Source organism: Staphylococcus intermedius NCTC 11048, assembly GCF_002902385.1.
Lineage (GTDB): Bacteria > Bacillota > Bacilli > Staphylococcales > Staphylococcaceae > Staphylococcus > Staphylococcus intermedius.
Window position 1 is genome coordinate 1 of sequence record NZ_PPQH01000033.1, and the last position, 19,643, is coordinate 19,643.

Sequence of the window (19,643 nt, forward strand, 5' to 3'; positions counted from 1 at the left end):
CTTTTTAGTTAAAATATATATTAAGAAATAAAAATATAAAGATTGTGAAATTATATAGTATATTAACTAGTGATATTTAAGCTAGTTTGGATATTATTTCACTTTAAAGTAATATCTTAATAAACGAAAAATTATGTATATGTCATATTTGTGAAAAAGATAAAGTTTAAATATTAATAATTTTCAATCATAGAAAAATTACAAAATAATCGTATTTATATTATTAAGTGTTTTGATGACTTTGTTGAAAATTACAGCCGAAAATGAGGATCCGTGTTCTTTGAATCATTGGTACTAAAAAAGGTAATTGTGATGATTATGTGAAAAGTATCACAAAAATGTGGTGTTTTTATTTTAAGGGGGTATAATGAAAGTAAGGAAGAAGTAATAATTAAAGGATGTGTTAAACATGAGAGAAACAATATTAAGATTAATTCGTTCTAACCAAAGTTGCTACGATATTTACATTCACACAGGTGTCAGTCAAGGTGTGATTTCAGATTTAAGATCAGGTTATCGTACGCTTGATGATGTGTCTTTAAAAGATGCAGAACGATTATATGATTATGCCCAATGTGTTGCGGCATAAAAGTATGCAGAAGTGAAGATTTAAGGAGATTTTAATAGATGATGACGCTTTGTATAAAGGTCGAATAATAAGGCATCAGGCAACGCATGTTGTTTGGTGCTTTCGTTTGTTTATACCAGAGAAAAAGTTCATACAGATGCATTTACTGAAGGTATGAAGTGGCGTGATGATGATGACAATACATTGCCGTTTATGTTTGTGTATGCCTGTTGAAATCATGTAGCAAGCATTCGACTACACAGGTTATCGTTGCTTTTGAGATAATGGGGAAGATAGGGGGACTACTGATGAGAATAGGAACGATAGCATATTTACATTTTGATCGTCATCAACATTTAACGATGCAGGATTATATTGAAGCGGTGGTACGTCTTATTCAGCACGAAGATTTACATATGCTCATGATTGCTGGCGATATTTCAAATCATCATACATCAACATTCGATTTTATACAGCAACTGACAGACCAGACGACAGTTCCCATTTATTTTATACCTGGGAATCATGATTTATGGCGCCGAACTGATGAGGATTTAACGACATCAGAAATATTACAATTGTATCAAAAACATCCGCAATGTTTGATAGGGCAACCTATTGAAGTCGGTGATTATGTGATTGCAGGACATATCGGATGGTATGATTATAGTTTCGCTTCTGACCGATTTACGTTTGACAAGTTAGCAAGCGGAAAGCATTATGGTGCGACTTGGCAAGATAAAGTGCACACTACTTTTGACGTGTCTGATCCACAGCTTTCTCAATGTTTTGTTGATGAAGTAAAGCGTGATTTAGCGGCTTATCCTGACCATCAAGTGATTTTAGTCACACATATGGTCACTCACCCGAAATTTACGGTCCCGACCCCACATCGAATTTTCGACTTTTTTAACGGTTTTATCGGAACAAGCGACTTTAAACCGTTGTATGAGCAATTTAATATTACGTACAGTGTGATGGGACATGTCCATTTTCGAAAAAGGTTAACAGAAAATGGCACAACATATCTTTGTCCATGTCTTGGATATCCAAGAGAATGGCGAACTGCTCACCTAGATACAGAATTACAGCACGCCTTACAAGTGATACAAATAATGGCATAATTGTAAAAATTGTTGTTTACAGTACTAAAAATGCGATAAAAATAAAGCCGATGCGCGGGGTACACATCGGCTTTGCTCAACTTTAGTTTTATTATCTTAATAAAAGGAGGTTTAGGATATACTTGGTCTAGTATTTGTCTATTGGGGTTTCAAGTATGTCTTTCTGGGATGAATTCGAACAGCGCGTCATCAAAATGTGATGTCTTAACTGTTCTGAATTCATTATATCGCTAAAAACGTGATTTCACATCGTACAATAGGAGGGACATTTTCTCAGACTTCAGTAGGACCTGACGCAAATCGTAATATTTCCTATTTACAACTTAACCCATATGCTTTATACTCCAAGTAGATGCTTCAAAAATATAGATGATATGGATGAAGTTTCTTAAAGCCTTTTTTAAGTTGTTTAAGTTGAATTAACCATATTTGACTAAACTAAGGTGTCAGTCATTTTCTAACATGAGTCTTCCATGAGCCTCATGACAATAACGTTTAGAAGTATGAGCCATCAAGGCCAGCTTCATTTTCCCCAGTAGACAAGTCTTCTTCATTGAAGGCTTGTTTTTTTATTTTTCAAGTGGGTAAACACGAACATAAGGGTACTTTTTTCTATATAAGTCAAAGTGCTTTACCTTTTTATGAGAGCGCTTTACAATACAGTTAGAGTTATATTGAATACGACATCATTAAGTACAATGAATCAGCAAAACGAATGATTGTTTTGTCTGAATATTTAAAATGGTGTCGAAATACAAGGAGGCCATATATATGGGTGTAAATGTGAGAGAATATATTGATGCGCAGTATAACTTATTTATTAACGGTGAATTTGTTCCAGCAGAATCAGGGGAATATTTAGATGTCTATAATCCGGCAAACGGTGAAAAATTATCACAAGTGGCCAAAGCGAACGAAAAAGATGTAGATAAAGCGGTCGAGGCAGCAACAAAGGCTTTTCCAGACTGGAGTCGTCGTTCGAAAGCTGAACGTTCCAACATGTTACGTCAAGTCCATGACAAAATTATGGAAAGAAAAGACCATTTTGCATATATAGAAAGTTTGAATGCGGGGAAAGCCATCCGTGAATCAAGTGGCATTGATGTGCCATATACGGCGAAACATTATCAATATTTCGGTAGTGTGCTAGATACAGATGAAGGTACTGTGAATAATATGGAAGATCACATCATGAGCATTATTCAACACGAACCGATTGGTGTTGTTGGTGCAGTCGTCGCTTGGAACTTTCCATTGTTACTCTCTTCATGGAAATTGGCACCCGCACTTGCTGCAGGAAACACAGTTGTCATTCAACCGTCGTCATCAACACCTTTAAGTTTGATTGAATTGGCCAAAATTTTCCAAGAAGTGTTCCCACCAGGCGTTGTGAACATTGTTACAGGTAAAGGTTCTGAATCAGGGAACGCCATCTTTAATCATGAAGGTGTCGACAAATTATCATTTACAGGTTCAACTGCTGTTGGTTATCAAGTGGCTGAAGCAGGTGCGAAACGTCTTGTTCCTGCAACATTAGAACTTGGTGGTAAAAGTGCCAACATTATCTTAGACGATGCGAACCTTGATGTCGCTTTAGAAGGTTCACAATTAGGCATTTTGTTTAACCAAGGTGAAGTATGTAGTGCAGGATCACGCCTCATTGTGCATGAAAATATTTACGATGAATTTATCCCACGCTTAGTTGATGCATTCAAAAAAGTGAAAGTGGGCGACCCGTTAGATATGGAAACACAAATGGGTTCTCAAACAGGTCAAGCGCAAATCGACAAAATTCAAAGCTATATTGACTATGCGAATGAATCAGATGATGCAAAAATCCTTGTGGGAGGTCACCGTATTACAGACAACGATTTAGACAAAGGTTTCTTCTTCGAGCCAACAATCATCGAAGTGGATGATGCAAATGATAAATTAGCACAAGAAGAAATTTTCGGTCCAGTGTTAGTCGTCATTAAAGTGAAAGATGACGAAGAAGCCATTGATGTTGCCAATAATTCTGATTATGGCTTAGCAGGTGGTGTCTTCTCAACAAACATAAACCGTGCATTAAATATTGCGAAAAACGTGCGTACAGGCCGCGTGTGGGTAAATACGTACAACCAAGTTCCTGAAGGTGCCCCATTTGGTGGTTATAAAAAATCAGGTATCGGTCGTGAAACGTACAAAGCAGCCATTGAAAACTATCAACAAGTTAAAAACATTTATATTGATATCAGCAACGAAACAAAAGGTCTATATTAATATTGATAGGACATATATGGATTTAAGTGATTTAAAGGATACGCTTTAAACCCATCGCCCTCATTGATAGCGATTTAAATTTTACAATTGCCTTAATGGACTCGCGTTTTCCGGTGCATAATCCCTCGGAACTCTTGCCCATGTTAGCAATTGGATTTTAAAGACAGTGAATCAATGGGGGCTAACTTATGAATGGCGCATTCATAACGATTGTTATTATAGAAAAAGCTTGGGAATATGCCCCAAGCTTTTTTAGCTCTAGCATCAATAATGGGTCGTTTTCATTAAACTATTTATCAAGCTGTCTGAATGTGTTGTACCACAGAATGGATTTGAGCATAATCTGAATATGATGATTGATGATATGAATGTTTCACAAAATATGGGAAAAGACTTTCAAAATAAAAAATATGGTAATTGTTCAAATTGAAATAAAATAAGTATGCAAAATTCAAGCAAATAAATTTGTAAAACATGCATGTAGATACAAGAAGTTTCATGAAATTCCGTAAAACAATTGAAAAACTTGTAACATAAATGTAATGTTAAGTTGTAGTTGATTCTATTTCATATAGGAGGATTTTTATGAAAGCATTGAAAGTATGGATGTTGATATGTTCAACCATTATTATGCTTGCAACATTATTTTTTTGGACGCTCTTTATTCCTCCGTTATCAGATTTAGAAGGTGCAGAATCTATGGCTCAGCTTGTTGTATTTGTTCCAGCCATGATATTATTTCCTATTGTTTTCCCGTTATTATGGATACTAGAAACAATCTATCTTTTTAAATTAAAGCAACGTAAAGTGTATCATTATTTTTTCATGATACTCAGTTGTGTAGTCCCTATATTGATTGGAATCATTTTTTACACAATGGGAATGCCAATCTTAATCTTTTATATTTTACTGAGTATCATCTCTATGTGTATGGTGATCATGTCATTGCACATACTCATAAAAGATAAATATTAACAATTAAAGTTCATCATTAAAAATATAAATTGAAAGTACATTTATCATGTTGATATCGTTTTGATGCGTACAAATAAGGAGGCATAATGATTGAACATCTGCTTGAATGATTTCAACGAAGTGAATTAGAATTTGAGGTCATTGACTTAAAGCATCATGAAGTGTTGAGTGATGAATATACAAGTGAAAACAATCTATACCTTATTGAAAAAGGGATATTCAAAATTTATGAATATCACAAGAATGGTAAAATATCGCTGATTCAGTATTTGGAAAAGGGAGATTTAATAGGAGAGTTAGGATTATTAGGTGTTGAAGCTGAGAAGAAAGTCGTTACGTCCCACGGCAATAGCAGGGTATTGAAAATTAAATCGCACGTTTATGAGGATTTTTTAAAAGAAAATCCTGTGTTTTTAAAATATTTATCAGTTAATTTAGCGACAAAGTTATTCGCACGCACACATCATTTTACTGAAATGCAACAGTATAAACTAAAACCACGCTTGTTAATGCATATTAAAAGAACACATATAGAAGGTAGTGTTGATGAAAACTTTACTTATTTATCACAGTATTTGGGGACATCCTATAGACATTTAATGTTTACTTTAAAGGCATTGATTGATGAAGGTATAATTGAAAAAAGAGATCACATCTATCAAGTTAATTCTTTTGAAAAATTGAATAAGGCAATTGAAAAGTATGAAGTATGAGATTTCTCATACTTTATGCTTTTTATATTGCCCTATGATGGTCTAAAGGAGTGATAGTGTGAAAAAAATATTGTTTACTTTATTATTTTTCGTGTTGTTTTCATTAGGTATATCTTTACAGGTGAAAGCAAATATTGATCTGAGTACCTTTAATGCTTTTTGTTTATCTGTTTCGAAATATTTACATTTGAGTGTAGGACTCATGATTAATGTCTGTAATATGATTATCTTCGTTTTATACACCCTCATAAAAAAATCTATTCATCTGCTAGACTTATTACAATTTGTTTTTATTATCATAAATGGATTGTTGGTAGACTTGTTTTTGCAAAAACTGTTTCTAGATTGGGAGATAGAAAACTATGGAATGACATCAGTCATTTTTCTGATTGGATTGTTGATTGCAGCATTAAGTTTAGGACAAATATTAAGGATAGGTTTAGTGAAATTTCCTTTAGAGAGTCTATGTATTGAATTAGAGAAGAAAACGACATTTACTTTTGGCGCAATAAGATACGCATTCGATTTCATATTTTTGATTGGCGTCATAGCTATCTTTATAGTTGATCATCATATTCTGACCATACGTGAGGGGACTGTAATCAGTTTCTTTCTACTCTCATATTTAGTCAGTGTGAGTTATCGATGGTCTTTGGAATGAGATCATCAAGATGTATCCATGTTCTCACGGTTATTAAATAAAATCACAATTTATTTTATCTTATGAATTGGTTGGGACAAGTCAGGACTTTGTAGGCGATGATTTATAGAAGTCAAAAGTATTTTCCTTACACTGATATTGGAAATTCAAATCAAAAATATTGAGATGTTATGTTAATATGAAATTTATAAAAATAAAATAGCAAAGATTGGAAGTGTTCAATTCAGTGAAAAAATTACTTCATCGTTGGTTCATTGATGGTCTCAGTTATATGACACTTGGACTTTTTAGTTCACTTATCATCGGTTTAATTATGCAAACCATTGGCAAGCAAACGTTATTCCCAAGTCTCAACTTAGAATTTTTAGTAGACGTTGGGAAAGTCGCGCAAAGTTTGACGGGTGCAGCGATTGGTGCGGCGATTGCGTATGGTTTAAAAGGAAAACCGCTCGTGATTTTCACAGCAGTCATTGTCGGAATGCTAGGTTATGAAACATTTTCTGGCGGTGCAGTGGGGGCATTTTTTGCGGTACTCATTGCTGTAGAATTGAGTCACTTTTATGCGGCAAAGACGAAAATTGATATCATTGTCACACCACTACTGACATTAATAATAGGCGGGATCGTTGCGAAATTTTTAGGTCCTATCTTAAGTCAACTGATGTTAGAAATCGGAAAAGTGATCATGATTTCTACTGATCAACAGCCTTTTATCATGGGGATGCTTGTGGCAGTCATCTTTGGATTGTGTTTGACGGCACCGATTTCCAGCGCAGCATTAGCGCTCATGCTAGATTTGTCAGGCTTAGCAGCGGGTGCAGCGACGATCGGTTGTGCCTGCCAAATGATTGGTTTTGCGGTGACAAGCTATAAAGAAAATGGTGTCAGTGGCCTCATTTCAATTGGACTCGGGACAAGTATGTTGCAAGTGCCTAATATCTTATTAAAACCACTGATTATCATCCCGCCTACATTAGCGAGTGCCATTATCGCGCCAATCATGACCGTTCTCTTCCCAATGACGAATAATGCGGCAGGTGCAGGTATGGGGACAAGTGGCTTAGTCGGTCAAATTATGACAGTAAATACGATGGGCGCGAGTTTGAATACTTGGTTACTCATCACTATGTTTCACTTTGTCTTACCCGCATTTGTAACGTTTGTCATCTATCGGTTTATGATTAAACGTCAATGGCTGCATGTAGGAGAACAAAAAATACAATTGAATCAATAGTTATTAATTTTTTGTGAAACTTTGAACATTTATATCCTTTTGAAGCGCTTTCTTGATACAATGGAATTAAAGAAATTCACTAAAAGGGGGAGCCAAAAATGGCAACGACTTCAGCTTCAAAGAAAAAACAAGGGGCAACATTTAAGCCGCTATGGTTTATTTTAAGCTTTGTTGCATTGATTGCGGTGTTACTCATGCCGACACCTGCAAGTTTACCGTTTATGGGAAAAGCAGCATTAGCAATTTTGGCATTTGCAGTCATATTATGGGTGACTGAAGCAGTATCTTATCCGGTATCTGCAACGATTATTATTGGTCTCATCATACTCTTGCTTGGATTTAGTCCTGTTCAAAATTTAACACAAGCACTAGGAAATCCTCAAAATGGTGGTGCAGTACTTAAAGGAGACGCCTTGTTGGGTACAGGGAATGCACTGAAATTAGCTTTTAGCGGCTTTTCTACGAGTGCTGTCGCGTTAGTTGCAGCAGCATTATTTTTAGCAACCGCGATGCAAGTGACAAATTTGCATAAACGTTTGGCACTATTGGTATTATCGTTTGTCGGAAATAAAACGAAAAACATTGTTATCGGGGCGATTTTGGTCTCTATCATTTTAGCGTTTTTCGTACCGTCAGCAACAGCACGTGCCGGCGCCGTTGTACCGATTTTATTAGGGATGATTGCGGCATTTGGTGCACCGAAAAATAGTAAATTAGCTGCATTACTGATCATTACGGCTGTTCAAGCGGTATCGATTTGGAATATTGGAATCAAGACAGCAGCGGCACAAAATATCGTAGCTATCAACTTTATTAATGATCAGCTCGGTCATGATGTGTCTTGGGGTGAATGGTTCTTATATGCTGCACCTTGGTCGATCATTATGTCTATCGTTCTTTATTTCGTCATGTTAAAAGTTATTCCACCAGAACAAGATGCGATTGATGGTGGTACTGAGCTCGTTAAAAAGCAATTGGCGGAACTTGGTCCAGTTAAACCAGCAGAGTGGCGCTTAATCGTTATCTCATTATTATTACTCGTATTTTGGTCAACTGAAAAAGTATTACACCCGATTGACTCTTCTTCTATTACTGTTATTGCATTAGCAATCATGTTAACGCCTAAAATCGGTGTCATGAATTGGAAAGAAGTTGAAAGTCGTATTCCATGGGGCACAATCATTGTATTCGGTGTGGGGATTTCTTTAGGTAATGTCTTATTGAAAACGACAGCAGCACAATGGTTGAGTGACCAAACATTTGGCTTAATGGGTCTAGAAAATATGCCGATTGTAGCCACAATTGCTTTAATTTCACTGTTTAACATTTTGATTCATTTAGGATTTGCAAGTGCGACAAGTTTAGCATCTGCATTAATTCCAGTCTTCATTTCATTAACATCAACATTAAGCTTAGGTGACCATGCTATTGGTTTCGTATTAATCCAACAATTCGTCATTAGCTTTGGATTCTTACTTCCGGTAAGTTCACCGCAAAGTATGCTTGCTTACGGTACAGAAACATTTACGGTTAAAGACTTCTTAAAAGCGGGGATTCCAATCACAATCATCGGTTACATTCTCGTTGTGATTATGAGTATGACGTATTGGAAATGGCTAGGCTTATTATAAAACAATAAATATTACAGCAGGGACTAGGATATTAATTTTTCCTAGTCCCTATCCTTTTATGGAATGACATGTATTTATGATGGTAAAACTTCCAAAAATGAGGATGACCTGGACAAAATCATTAAAGGCAATCAAAAACGTAATTCATATTGAAAGGACAAGTTAAACAAAATGTTGTATCCATAGCATCAAAAATGATTATGTCCCCCTGTTTTTCTTTTAATAGAATGATTTAAACATTTTGTTATTGAAAGATACGGATAAAAACATTGAAAACATAAAAGAATTTGAATTTTATTTCACAAACTTTATGACAACTGAGGATCAATTCATGTAAAATGTAAGTGAGGTTTCATGAACAATCAATTTGAATATCAATATGGAGGTTGGACTATGGGGATTCAAAAACCAACGAAAACGGTTGCTGATACTTATGCATCACGAGAAACGATACAAAGCATTATTCATTCAGTGGCGATGAAAGAAGTGATGCTGGATAAGGCAATGCCACGATACATACTCAAATCGATGCTGTCAGGGTTTTTATTAACGATTGTGACCGTCTTTATGCTTGCGATGAAGACACAAATGGCTGGTGCGCTTCCAGGTGTTGTGAATTTAATGGGTGCGACGGCGTTCAGTATTGCCTTAGTATTTATCGTTTTAACACAAGCCGAACTTTTGACGAGTAACTTTATGTATATGACAGTGGGGCTTTACTATCGTACGGTGTCATTCGGTAAAACGATGTGGTTATTTACGATTTGTTTTCTCGGTAATATTTTAGGTGCATTTGTACTGTTTATTTTAATGTATTTCACCAAAGTGATGACACCTGAAATGGTTACGGCGTTAACATCAACTGTTGATGCTAAGACAGTCGCATCGACATGGCAAGCTATTTTAGTCAAAGCCATTTTTGCGAACTTCTTTATCAACATTGGGATTTACGTTTCAATGCAATTTAAAGAAGGGTTGTCCAAAACGTTTTTCATTGCGATTGGTGTGATTATTTTCGTGTTTATGGGATATGAACACGTTGTTTATAATGCAGGGTTATTCGTAGGGATGCTCTTTTATAACTTTGATGCTGCTTCTTGGTTAGGTGTTCTGAAAAATATCGTCTTCGCATTTATCGGTAACTATATCGGCGGTGGTATTTTTGTAGGGTTATTGTTTGCATATTTCAATGGTACACGTCACATTGAACAAAAATAAACATACAACATAGATGTAAGAGTTGAGGTCCCCATAAACCTCGGCTCTTTTTTGTGTGGAGGTTGATAGGATTGTGTCAAACGAAACTAAAGATACCTACGTTAAAGTGAAGAAATGTGACCAGCCAAATGGCATACCACGCCAAATCACATGGCGTTGAGCCAAGCGTATTCATTTCTATACGATATAAATTTTGATAATCTAACTACAGATGAATGAAAAGGGAGGCGACACTATGTCTCAAGTCAATATAAGAATGGCCACTTTGGAGGATGCAGAGGTACTACATGAATTGATGTATCGCGCTTTTACACCTTTGAGAGAAGTTGGCATAGATTGGCCATCTGTGAACGCGACATTAGAAATGATTCAAGATAATATCCAAAACAATGCGGCATATGTCCTTGAAGTAGAGGGGAAAATTGTTTCAACTTTGTCGATACGTTTTCCATGGGAGCCGAGTCATCCCGTCTCTAAATATCCATTTGTATGGTGGTTTGCGACAGATCCAGACTATGGTGGCGAAGGTTATGGTAACCAAATGATGACATATGTAGAGGAAACAATTTTACGTGATACTTTAAAAGCACCTGCTGTTGTTTTAGGAACTTCAGGGCGTAAAATGGGTTGGTTAAAAGATGTCTATGCACGCCGCGGTTATGAAACATTCTTTACGATGGAAGATGAAACGGGCGATGAAGGTGCAATGATGGTGAAAGTCTTGATTCCAGAACGTTATAATAAAGATTTACTCGCACCTCCACCATGGGCTCAAAGTGAATAATCTCATTGTTGTAAAGCTAAAATGATGTGCTGATAGATTCAGCGATAGTAATGATAATATGGAATAGGGAATTCCCTCAAGATGTAGGAGAGGGGATTCCCTACTTTTTTGATTTTATGTGAATTTTATCACATTGGAAGAGCTTTTTCGTCTACAATAATCATGTAGGGGGTGATGTGTTGCGTAAAGTGATATTTGTTGTCCACGGGATGAGAAAGGGACAACTGAACCAAACATTAACACAATTTGTTGCACAATTATTTGAAGCGGAACAGATGGATTACGAGACGGCATTTTTGGAAAGTGAGACGGCGAGTTTGCCGACAGTGATTGAAGACCAAGTGAACCAAGGCGCGACAGAACTTTTATTAGTGCCATTGTTACTCTTTTCGGCATCACACTATTATGAAGATATTGTCGACAGTTTGGAAGATTGGCGTCGAATGTATCCTCAAACGGTATTTCATTTGGCACAGCCACTCGGTACACATCCAAAAATGAAAAATTGGGTAGCAGCGCAAATCGCAAGCGACCTCGACGATACAGTGCAAGATACGGCTGTTGTCGTGATAGCGCATGGCAGTGCACGTTTTTCTGAACCTGATGTTGCATTAGAAAACATCGCTAACGAACTGTCAACGGCGTCAAGACCTTGCTATCCGTGTATGGTCTATGGGAAGTTGAATTATGAAAAAGTTTTAACTGAACTTGCCCAGAAGTGGCCGAAGTTATTGATTATTCCGTACTTCTTTTATGATGGCTATTTAGTTCAACGTACAAAGCAACGTATAGGGGCACTCAATTTACCGTGTGACATCACTTTTACGACAGCAATCAATTTTCACCCGGTTTTAAAAGAAGTGATTGTACAACGGCTTGAAACATGTGGAGGCGACACAACATGTATCCTATCCAGTTAAATTTGACACATAAAACAGTGACTATTGTTGGTGGCGGAAACATTGCGTGGCGAAAATTTACGAAATTAAAAGATGAAGCAGGTCAAATCAAAATCGTGAGTCCTACATTTAATGAGCGCTTTTTGAATGAGACGCGGGGGACACATATTCAACTCATACAAAAGTGTTATGAACGAGGAGACTTGGATGATGCGGATCTCATTATCACTGCGACAAATGATGCAACAGTGAATCAACAAGTGCGTGATGATGCGGCGCCCACACAATGGGTGAATCATACAGGAGATCGCACGCAATCAGACTTTTATAACAGCCTTGATATTGAACACCAAGGGATGAAGATCAGTATCAGTTCAGAGGGACAGTCAATTCAACAGACCAAAGTATATGCGGCGAAAATAAAGGCGTTTTTGGCAACGCTTGAGGAGGATAATGATGAGTAAAACGAAATTATTAATGGTCGGTAACGGTATGGCGGGTGTACGTACAATTGAAGAAATTCTAGACCGTGATCCAAACCGTTTTGATATTACGATTATCGGTAAAGAACCGTATCCGAACTATAACCGAATTATGTTATCAAATATATTACAAAACAAAATGACAGTAGAAGAAACGATTATGAACCCGTATGAATGGTATACAGAGCGTAACATTCGTCTTATTACAGGAGATAAAGTAGTCAAGATTGATCGAGGAGCGCAACAAGTTGAGACAGAACAAGGTCAAGTTGTTGATTACGATCAAATGATTATCGCAACAGGTTCAGACGCGTTCATTTTACCGATTGACGGTTCGCGTTTAGAAGGTGTGGTCGGTTTTAGAACGATTGACGATACTGAAAAAATGTTAGAAGTGGCGAAAACGAAAAAGAAAGCGATTGTCATCGGTGGGGGCTTGTTAGGACTTGAATGTGCGCGTGGTCTAGTCGAACAAGGTATGGACGTGACAGTCGTTCATTTAGCAGAATGGTTGATGGAAGTACAATTGGACCGTCGTGCAGGCGAATTGTTGAAAAAAGACTTAGAAAAACAAGGATTGCGTTTTGAACTTCAAGCGAACACACAAGAAATTATCGGCGACAAAGCAGTTGAAGGCATTCGTTTATCGGATGGTCGTGTACTCGATGCAGATATGGTGGTCATGGCTGTCGGTATTCGTCCAGTTACGAAAGAAGCGCGTGCAGCAGGATTAGATATCGGTCGTGGCATTATCGTGGATGACTTTATGCAAACGAGTGATCCAAAAATTTACGCTGTCGGTGAATGTGCGGAACATCGCTCAAAAGTGTACGGTTTGGTTGCGCCTTTATACGAACAAGGTAAAGTGTTAGCTGACCATATTACAGGACGTCCAACAGAAGGGTATCAAGGTTCGACAACATTTACATCATTAAAAGTATCTGGATGCGACCTATTCAGTGCGGGCCGCATTACTGAAAATGAAGATATTCGTGGTATTGAAATGTTTAACGGTGTTGACAACATTTATAAAAAAGTATTCGTTCAAGACAATGCGATTGTTGGTGCGGTGCTTTATGGCGATACTGAAGAAGGTAACCGTTTCTATAATATGATGAAAAAAGGCGAAACGATTGACGATTATACGCTTGTGTCCATCTTGCATAAAGCAGGTGCAGTAGATGCGATGAACGTTGCTGAAATGGACGATGATGAAACGATTTGTGGTTGTAACGGTGTCTCTAAAGGCACAATTGTGAGCGCGATTCAAGAACAAGGTTTAACATCAGTTGCAGATGTGACACGTGTGACGAAAGCAGGGAACTCTTGCGGTAAGTGTAAAGGTCAAATTGCAGAATTGCTTGAACATACGTTAGGTGATGATTTTGTCGCAAACGCACCGACCGGCATTTGTGCGTGTACTGACTTGTCACGCGACCAAATCGTGACACAAATTCGCGCAAAAGGTTTAAAAACATCAAAAGAAGTCCGGCATGTGTTGGATTTCAAAAATAAAGGCGGTTGTCCAAAATGTCGCCCTGCCTTGAACTATTATTTAAATATGGTATACCCAACTGAACATGAAGATGAAAAAGCATCACGTTTTGCGAATGAACGCTACCATGCCAACATTCAAAAAGACGGTACATTTTCAGTGATTCCACAAATGCGTGGCGGTGTGACAGATGCAGATCAACTCATTCGTCTCGGTGAAGTGGCGAAACAATATGATGTGCCATTGGTGAAAGTGACAGGTTCTCAACGTATTGGTTTGTATGGCGTGAACAAGGAAGACTTACCTGCAGTGTGGGAAGCACTCGGCATGCGCTCGGCGTCAGCTTATGCGAAGAAAACACGTTCAGTGAAAAGCTGTGTCGGTAAAGAGTTTTGTCGTTTTGGTACGCAATATACGACACGTTTAGGTATTCGTTTGGAAGCGACATTTGAATACATTGATACGCCACATAAATTCAAAATGGGTGTATCCGGATGTCCGCGTAGTTGTGTCGAATCAGGTGTGAAAGATTTCGGGGTTATCGGTGTAGAAAACGGCTTCCAAATTTACGTTGGGGGTAATGGCGGTACAACAGTTGAAGTTGCAGAACATTTAACGACAGTACCGACAGAAGATGATGTCATTAAATTATGTGGTGCGTACATGCAATACTACCGTGAAACAGCGAACTATGCAGAACGTACAGCACCATGGTTGAGACGTATTGGATTTGATCAAGTAAAAGCGGTTGTCCTTGATCCTGAAAAACAACAGGAATTATATGACCGTATTATGATTGCGAAAGCTGCCGTCGAACAAGAGCCATGGCATGACATTGTAGAAAATGAACGCAAGCAAAAAATATTTGAAGTTGAGAAGGTGTAAGGCGATGTTACAACAAAAAGTAAAAGTGGCGAAGTTAACAGATTTAGAACCATTAATCGGTAAAAAAGTCTATGTCGGTGAGACGCCTATCGCATTATTTTTAACAGAAGATGGCGACATTAAAGCCATTCATAACGTGTGTCCACATCAACAAGGTCCTTTATCAGAAGGCACAGTGAGTGAGCATTATGTATTTTGTCCACTCCACGATCAAAAGATTGATTTGAATACAGGAGAAGTACAAGAACCCGATGAAGGTTGTGTCGCGACATATCCTGTTGAAGTGGTGGATGGAGATATTTATATATGTCTGCCTTAGCGGAAGTACAGACAAAGGTGTACTTAGTCGGTGCAGGTCCGGGTAATCCATGTTTGTTGACGAAAAAGGCAGAGCGTTGTATCCAAAAAGCGGATGTCATTTTGTATGATCAGCTCGTGAACCCTTTTTTACTGCAATTATCACGTCCAGATGCAGAGTGGATTCATGTTGGCAAAACGCCTTACACACGTACAACAAAGCAAGAGCGCATTAATGCATTACTTGTTGAAAAAGCACAATCGGCACAAGTGGTTGTTCGATTAAAAGGTGGCGACCCAGCGATTTTTGGGCGTGTGACTGAAGAAGTCGATACGTTACGCGAACATCGTATTCCATTTGAAATTGTGCCCGGTGTGACAGCGGCGAGTGCAGCCATGAGTCAGTTGGGCCGTGGATTAACAGAACGCGGTGTCTCAACGCATATTACCTTTACGACAGGGCACTTTAAAAATAACGAAGAAAATGATATTGATTTGACGACACTCGCCAATGACGGCACGCTCGCCATCTATATGGGCATAAAACGATTACCAGAACTTATGCAAGCGATTCAACAACAAATTGGCATCGATTTTCCAGTTGCGATTATTTTTAATGCGACACGTTCGGATCAACATGTCGTCAGTGGAACAGTGTCGACGATTGTAGAACGTATCGCGGTATTGCCTGAGCGTATGGGACCTGGCATTACAATTGTAGGTCATGTTGTGAGAGACTTGGATGAAGCGGTATTGCATCCAGGTGGTGATTTTGAGACGGTATTGGTGAAAGGTGAGCGGCATCAAGCGATTGAAGTGGCGTATGAATGGGCAGAAACAGGACATGCGGTTTTGATTGATGATCGTGGGTGGAGCGATTTGCATCCGACACAAGCGGAGACGATCGCGCGTTGGATAGATGAGATGACGTTTACACGTGAGATTTCTTTAACATAAACAAAGAGTGAAGGTTTGAGCATTTAGCTGATTGCGTCCTTTGAACTCGCGTTCTTAGGGGACTTGCCTCAACTAAATTCGGCTTGATAGAAGTGTCCATTTGATAGAAGCCGAATTGGATTTTCGGCTGCGTCTGATCCCTCAAGAGTCTCGTTCAGGACGCAATTAAAATGTGTGCCTCTGAATATTGTTAGGAGGAATCTCGGCGTATACGCATATTCGACTCCCTTGTTTGGGAATGAAATCGCAAGGAAGAGAGCGTAATATAAGTGTTCAGATGCCTTAGGAGTCTTGTACGATTCTTGCAATCATCAAGGTTTAACTTCATTATAAATAAACATACTAAAATTAGCTGTGAAGAAATTTATGACGATAGATTTCCTCACAGCTAATTTTTATAGACATATATCGAGTAATGATGTAGATAAAAACGGCCAAAAATGAAGATAAATTGGACGTGAAAGTTAGATGCTAAAGTATAGGATTATCTTCATTTCAAAAACATGCCCTAAGTGACTGCATTGGGTGTAAGATTGCCTAGAATCCACTAATGCCTCAACCAATGTAACAGTGTATGTATCGTTTTTGGTAAAGGGCGAGCCATTATTATATTTATCTTCAAATTAACAAAAATTTTAAACAATTGGAAAGCGCTTTATGCTAGGATAAAGTTGTAATCACAATAAGGAGGTTTTATATGAAAAGGACAGGGCTCAAAAGTATCATGCTGTTGGTGATGTTTATCATCGCTATGTTGATGTTCAATAACATTTCGAGTTATGCAGAAGAAGCATCACAACCAACCACACCGGAAACGAAAGTGGAAGCAAATGCTGAAACGACTGCAACGCAAGCAAGTCAGCCGGATACGACATCTCAACCACAAGCAACAACAGAAGAAGCAACACAAACGACATCGGAAAGTGTAACAGCTGAGAAACAGGAAGAAACGCCTGCTGTGACGGCTGCTGCGACTGAAGATGACACAGTGCCATCGAGTGCACCGATGACTACAGAAAATGTGGCTCAGACGGGAAACGATGCGCCAATGATGCTAAGATTGTCGACTAAACAAGCACAACCACAAGCGACTTCATCTGAAGGTGTGCAAAATAAAACGGCAAAATCAACACATACAATTTTACATACGAACGATATTCACGGTCGCATGGTTGAAGAAAAAGACCGTGTACTGGGTATGGCAAAGTTGAAGACGTTAAAGGAACAACAAAATCCAGATTTACTTGTCGATGCGGGCGATGCGTTTCAAGGTTTACCATTATCGAACCAATCTAAAGGTGAAGAAATGGCGAAAGCGATGAATGCAGTCGGTTATGATGCAATGACAGCGGGGAACCATGAATTCGATTTTGGCTATGATCAATTGAAAAAATTGGAAGGGATGCTCAACTTTCCGATTGTCAGTTCCAATGTCTACAAAGATGGGAAATTGGCATTTAAACCGTCAGTCGTAATTCAAAAAAATGGTGTCCGTTATGGCATCATCGGAGTGACGACGCCTGAAACGAAAACAAAAACAAGTCCAACAGGTATTGTTGGTGTGACATTTGCAGATCCTTTAACAAGTGTGACGCGTGAAATGGACCGTTTAAATGGACAAGTCGATGTGTTTGTCGTGTTATCCCATTTAGGTATTGATCCGACAACTAAAGAACAATGGCGTGGGGATTATTTAACACGTCAACTCAGTCAAAACAAACAGTATCACCATCCGATTTTTGTCATTGATGGCCATTCGCATACAGTGATTGAACATGGTCAAAAATTTGATCAAGATGTATTAGCACAAACAGGTACAGCACTTGCAAATGTTGGAAAAATTACGTTCGAACAGTCTGGCCATCAGTTTTCGAATGCAGAGGCAAGCTTATTAAATGTCAAAAGTTTAGCGAATTTGAAACCGGATGCTACTGTGAAGGCGCAAGTCGACAAGGCGAACGAAGCATTTCTTAAAGCTACATCAGAAGTGATTATTCCGAATAACACTGTTGATTTCCAAGGTGAACGTGACGATGTAAGAACGCATGAAACGAACTTAGGAAATGCGATTGCCGATGCAATGGAAGCATATGGTCAAAACGGTTTCAGCCGTCCATCTGATTTTGCGGTGACCAACAGTGGGGGTATCCGTGCATCGATTGCGAAAGGCAAAGTGACGTTAAATGATGTCATTACGGTGTTACCATTTGGCAATACGATCGCGCAAATTTCAGTCAAAGGTAGCGATGTGTGGAAAGCTTTCGAACATAGTTTAAGTGCACCGACAATGACGAAAGATGGTCAAACACAATTATCTGCAAATGGTGGATTGTTACAAGTATCCAAATCGATTCAAGTTTATTTTGATATGAATAAAGCACCTGGTCAACGTATTCATGCGATTCGCGTGTTGAACAAGCAAACTGGACAATATGAAGATTTAGATATGAATCGTACGTATGCAGTCGCGATGAACGACTTTACAGCATCAGGTGGAGATGGTTTTGACATGTTTGGTGGACCTCGTGAAGAAGGGATTTCACTTGAACAAGTCTTTGCGAAGTATTTGAAAACAGCTGATTTATCACAATATGCGATAACAGAACCACAACGTATCATTAACGGTAAACCAGCTCAAAACAGTGAAACACCAAAGACAACACCACCGTCATCAAAAGGGGATAACGTGATTCCATTCCCACAACAAAAACCATCAAAAGAGATGCCGATGACAAAAGTACCAACAGCAAATGGACAGTCACAACAAAGTGCTATGAACGTAACACCTGAACAATGTGGCACTGCTCAATCTATGGCACCAGTCGTGCGCATGACATCTACTGATGCGACAGGAATGATGAGTCAAGCGAATATGACGATAACACAAAATGGTTCAGCATTAGGTCATCATACAGCGAAGAACGGCGCACAACAGTTACCCAACACAGGTACGACAGAAAAAGCACCAATCGTGGGTGGCTTATTCATGCTAGGTGCTGGTTTAGTCATCATGAGACGTCAAAAACACCGCGCATAAAATAAAACTGCACAACATAAAACACCAAGCAACGAGGATTTTCCGTTGTTTGGTGTTTTTTCAATGTCTACTTTTGGCAAGACCTCTCCATTTTTTCAATTCCAACTTTTAGCATGGACTCTCTCGTTTTTCAATGCCAACTTATGGCTAGACTTCTCCTATTTACAAATAGAATACCAGTTTTCTTGCATTATGAGCGTCGTATAGAAAAAAGATGTTTGGTTTACTTTAAAGCTAACTCAAAAATTGTGATGAGTACTATAGGTTTCGCAATTTAAAATACCTCTCCTATAACTTCGACGTGTACTACAAACACTAGGGATTCCCACTAGTGAATTAGGTATTTCCCTAATATCTTATGTATGTGAATAAATGTACAATCAGAGTGATAGGGCGTGCTATGCGAAAAAGGAGGATATCT

16 protein-coding genes are annotated in these 19,643 nt (G+C 38.4%); all 16 read left to right on the forward strand.

Going from position 1 to position 19,643, the window contains the following annotated elements; translation table 11 throughout:
• Positions 1 to 409 precede the first annotated feature (409 nt).
• The gene (locus CD138_RS07695) at positions 410 to 589 is read left to right on the forward strand and encodes a hypothetical protein (RefSeq protein ID WP_019169544.1); all 180 of its coding nucleotides are present in this window, start codon (positions 410 to 412) and stop codon (positions 587 to 589) included.
• A 287-nt stretch (positions 590 to 876) separates the two neighbouring features.
• On the forward strand, positions 877 to 1,692 hold the full coding sequence (locus CD138_RS07700; RefSeq protein WP_019169545.1) for a metallophosphoesterase: 816 nt from the start codon (positions 877 to 879) through the stop codon (positions 1,690 to 1,692).
• A 771-nt stretch (positions 1,693 to 2,463) separates the two neighbouring features.
• Positions 2,464 to 3,954: an aldehyde dehydrogenase family protein gene (locus tag CD138_RS07705; protein ID WP_019169546.1), complete on the forward strand. Its 1,491-nt coding sequence runs from the start codon at positions 2,464 to 2,466 to the stop codon at positions 3,952 to 3,954.
• Positions 3,955 to 4,539: 585 nt separating this feature from the next.
• Positions 4,540 to 4,929, forward strand: a complete 390-nt coding sequence (locus tag CD138_RS07710; protein WP_019169547.1) for a hypothetical protein — start codon at positions 4,540 to 4,542, stop codon at positions 4,927 to 4,929.
• Positions 4,930 to 5,069: 140 nt separating this feature from the next.
• On the forward strand, positions 5,070 to 5,642 hold the full coding sequence (locus tag CD138_RS07715; RefSeq protein ID WP_081583101.1) for a cyclic nucleotide-binding domain-containing protein: 573 nt from the start codon (positions 5,070 to 5,072) through the stop codon (positions 5,640 to 5,642).
• Positions 5,643 to 5,700: 58 nt separating this feature from the next.
• A complete protein-coding gene (locus tag CD138_RS07720) occupies positions 5,701 to 6,303 on the forward strand; it encodes a DUF6198 family protein (RefSeq protein WP_019169549.1) in 603 nt (200 codons plus the stop codon).
• Positions 6,304 to 6,529: 226 nt separating this feature from the next.
• Complete coding sequence (locus CD138_RS07725; RefSeq protein ID WP_019169550.1) at positions 6,530 to 7,537, forward strand: PTS sugar transporter subunit IIC; 1,008 nt, start codon at positions 6,530 to 6,532, stop codon at positions 7,535 to 7,537.
• Positions 7,538 to 7,635: 98 nt separating this feature from the next.
• On the forward strand, positions 7,636 to 9,168 hold the full coding sequence (locus CD138_RS07730) for an SLC13 family permease (RefSeq protein WP_019169551.1): 1,533 nt from the start codon (positions 7,636 to 7,638) through the stop codon (positions 9,166 to 9,168).
• A gap of 393 nt (positions 9,169 to 9,561) precedes the next feature.
• Entirely contained in the window at positions 9,562 to 10,386 is an 825-nt protein-coding gene (locus tag CD138_RS07735; RefSeq protein ID WP_019169211.1) for a formate/nitrite transporter family protein, read from the forward strand.
• A 235-nt stretch (positions 10,387 to 10,621) separates the two neighbouring features.
• On the forward strand, positions 10,622 to 11,170 hold the full coding sequence (locus tag CD138_RS07740; RefSeq protein ID WP_026066907.1) for a GNAT family N-acetyltransferase: 549 nt from the start codon (positions 10,622 to 10,624) through the stop codon (positions 11,168 to 11,170).
• Between the two features lie 176 nt (positions 11,171 to 11,346).
• Positions 11,347 to 12,090 (forward strand): sirohydrochlorin chelatase, encoded by a 744-nt coding sequence (locus CD138_RS07745; RefSeq protein ID WP_238310444.1) that lies wholly within the window; start codon positions 11,347 to 11,349, stop codon positions 12,088 to 12,090.
• Positions 12,072 to 12,533 (forward strand): precorrin-2 dehydrogenase/sirohydrochlorin ferrochelatase family protein, encoded by a 462-nt coding sequence (locus CD138_RS07750; RefSeq protein ID WP_019169213.1) that lies wholly within the window; start codon positions 12,072 to 12,074, stop codon positions 12,531 to 12,533. Before CD138_RS07745 ends, CD138_RS07750 begins: the two co-directional genes overlap by 19 nt.
• Positions 12,526 to 14,931: a nitrite reductase large subunit NirB gene (gene nirB / locus CD138_RS07755; protein ID WP_019169214.1), complete on the forward strand. Its 2,406-nt coding sequence runs from the start codon at positions 12,526 to 12,528 to the stop codon at positions 14,929 to 14,931. Before CD138_RS07750 ends, nirB begins: the two co-directional genes overlap by 8 nt.
• Before the next feature lie 4 nt (positions 14,932 to 14,935).
• Positions 14,936 to 15,250, forward strand: a complete 315-nt coding sequence (gene nirD / locus CD138_RS07760) for a nitrite reductase small subunit NirD (RefSeq protein ID WP_019166531.1) — start codon at positions 14,936 to 14,938, stop codon at positions 15,248 to 15,250.
• The gene (cobA, locus tag CD138_RS07765) at positions 15,238 to 16,185 is read left to right on the forward strand and encodes a uroporphyrinogen-III C-methyltransferase (protein WP_019169215.1); all 948 of its coding nucleotides are present in this window, start codon (positions 15,238 to 15,240) and stop codon (positions 16,183 to 16,185) included. The genes nirD and cobA overlap by 13 nt, the downstream gene beginning before the upstream one ends.
• A gap of 697 nt (positions 16,186 to 16,882) precedes the next feature.
• Positions 16,883 to 19,222: a 5'-nucleotidase C-terminal domain-containing protein gene (locus tag CD138_RS07770; protein ID WP_019167967.1), complete on the forward strand. Its 2,340-nt coding sequence runs from the start codon at positions 16,883 to 16,885 to the stop codon at positions 19,220 to 19,222.
• The last annotated feature ends 421 nt before the right edge of the window (positions 19,223 to 19,643 follow it).